Source organism: Psychrobacter sp. T6-1, assembly GCF_052258445.1.
Genome location: NZ_JBQQFC010000322.1, coordinates 1 through 2,544 on the forward strand (window position 1 = coordinate 1; position 2,544 = coordinate 2,544).

Sequence of the window (2,544 nt, forward strand, 5' to 3'; positions counted from 1 at the left end):
ACTCGGCTAACCGATGGCAATGCGACGAAGACTTGTGCGACCTCAAGTCTCTCGATTAAAGCAATCAAATCATTTGCTGCGTATATCTTTTTGCCCAATAGATAAGCGCCTACCAGATGCGGGTCATCATCAATATAGGCGACTACGTGATACTTACAAGAGCGTTTTAAGGCATCGCCAAGCTCTTTGCCCGCTGAACCTGCGCCATATATAATGATGTTCTCGCAGGAGTAATTATCAGAACGCGTTTTTTGCTGTCCGTTTTGAGTATGATTAAGCAAGGTTTGTATACCTAAACGACTACCCCACAACCAGATGAACAATAAGAATAAAAATAAGAAAGGCGTTGAACGCGGAACAATAAACATCCATTCAACATAGTTAATCGCCTGATAAAATATAATAAGCGCTATAAATAGCTTTAGCACCTGATGCATAGCCGCATCACAAAATACTCTGGTAACGCTTCTATAAAATCCAATGGCATATAAGCCGATCACAGCAGGTAGAGCGTAGAGAAAAAGCTCAAAGGGACTAATGTGGTTCGCGATATACCCGTAACGCAAAGACAAAGCAAAAAATACGCAGGCGACTGATATGACTAAGTCAATACTTATCAAGATGAGGCGTTTTATGCTACGCGGTAAAGACAACAGCCACTGCGTCACTTGATAGCGCCCATGGCTTTTTACCTGATAACTATCACTATATTCTAGTTTCTCAATCATGATATTTACCTGCCCAAATCAGTACTACAAGTTTAATGCTATGAATTCATTGCTATGAGTTACTGCCATATTCATAATTGTAATAGTAGCTGCGCTTGTCTTTTTTGCTTTGCTGCATATCATTGATGACAATACCATCGACTGTGGTATTTGCCTTCTCCATCTGCTTGATGGCATAAGCCAACTGCTCCTCTAGCGGATCATTGTATTTAGTTACCATCAGCACCGTATCTGCATATTGCGAAATAATAACGGCATCTGAGGCGGCCAGTACTGGCGGTGAGTCTATGATGATGTAGTCATAATGTCCTACCAGTTGTGCCATCAACTCACTAAACCTATCACTCGCCAGCCAGGATGAAGGATCATGCGCGTTATGTCCTCGCGGAATAAAGTCGATATTATCTATCGCAGTCACATGGGTGATGCTAGATGCCGAGTCTGCCTCAAAGTTGAAGTACTCACTTAGACCAAAGTTGTGCTCTATAGCAAATACACTATGCAAATTACCCATACGCATATCTGCATCTATCACGAGAATCTTTTTGTTAAGATGAGAGAAGACCTCTGCTAGATTGGCTGTAATAAAGGATTTACCACCGTTGGGACTCTCTCCTGTGATAAGGATAACTCGGCCACGAGTAGTATCTGCACCAACCGCTCGGGCCTTAGTTGTTGCAGGTTGACCGAGCATTAAATAAGTGCGCAGGCTTTTGATAGCTTCATAGCTTAAGCTGCTCTTATCAATATAAGTCAGCAGTCGCCCTGTTGAATGTCTACTATCGATTAGATTTTTGAGGGGTTGTGAGCGCGGTATCATTGCTAGTACGGGCACGCCCATTCTATCTTCTAGTCCATTAGGATCCTTGACGTCACTTTTTATGAGGTGTCTTAGCAGTACGGACATAAAGCCTAGCAAAGCGCCAAATAAGAGTCCTGCCAGCAAGATAAGCGTCTTGTTAGGAGCAATAGGAATATATGTATCTACAGGCAAATCTACGATACGGGCATATCCTGTTTGTCCCGCTTCGACGATCTTGAGCTGCTCATAATTTTTGAGCATGGTGAGATAAATTTCTCGGTTGATAGCAACGTCTTCTGATAACTTTAAAAACTCTCGTTGAATCTCAGGTAGGCCTGCAACCGTATTGTTAATAACTTGTTTTCTATCATTTAACACTCTGAGCTGATCATTGATTTGAATGACTAGCGGATGCTCATTGGTATAGTAAGTAGTCAGCTCGGCTTTATTTAACTTAAGCTCGTTGAGCTGAGTATCAATTTGCGCATTCTCTGTCAATAATAGCTCAGCTTCTCGGCCGACATCGATAGTGCCATATCTTTCACGGAATTTATTAAATACTCCTTCTGAATCTTCAAGCTTTTGTTTGAGTACAGGGATTTGGGTTTCCATAAACCCAACTGTCTTGGTAGTTTCCTCAGTGCTGCGTGCTTCACTGAGCTCGACATACGATATGACGATCTCTCTTAGAATGGAGCTAACCTGTTGTTGATTGGTTCCTGTTATAGACAGCTGGATAATACCGCTCAAATCCCCCTTTTCTACTACCTTTAATCTATTACTTATACTATTGGTCGTAAACTGTATAGATTGCTTAGTAATTGCTATAGGTTGTTGAGTATTAGGGAGATCAAGTACTGTAATCTGGATATCGCCATTTGTGCCCTTAAACTGCTCTGCTACATTAAGCTGACCTGTGAATTCATCAACCGCATTACTTAACGTAAATCCACTACCTGATCTCATCAAGGTAAAAGGCTGATCCAAATACTCTGCAGCGACCTCAAATTGACT

Annotated in this window: 2 protein-coding genes; both read right to left on the minus strand. The window is 41.7% G+C overall.

The window, feature by feature from the left end:
* Positions 1 to 728: nucleoside-diphosphate sugar epimerase/dehydratase (locus tag ACTXGO_RS12250; RefSeq protein WP_443574743.1), on the minus strand; the 728-nt coding region annotated here is incomplete at its 3' end.
* A gap of 52 nt (positions 729 to 780) precedes the next feature.
* Positions 781 to 2,544 (minus strand): polysaccharide biosynthesis tyrosine autokinase (locus ACTXGO_RS12255; protein ID WP_443574744.1); only part of this gene is annotated, 1,764 nt, incomplete at its 5' end.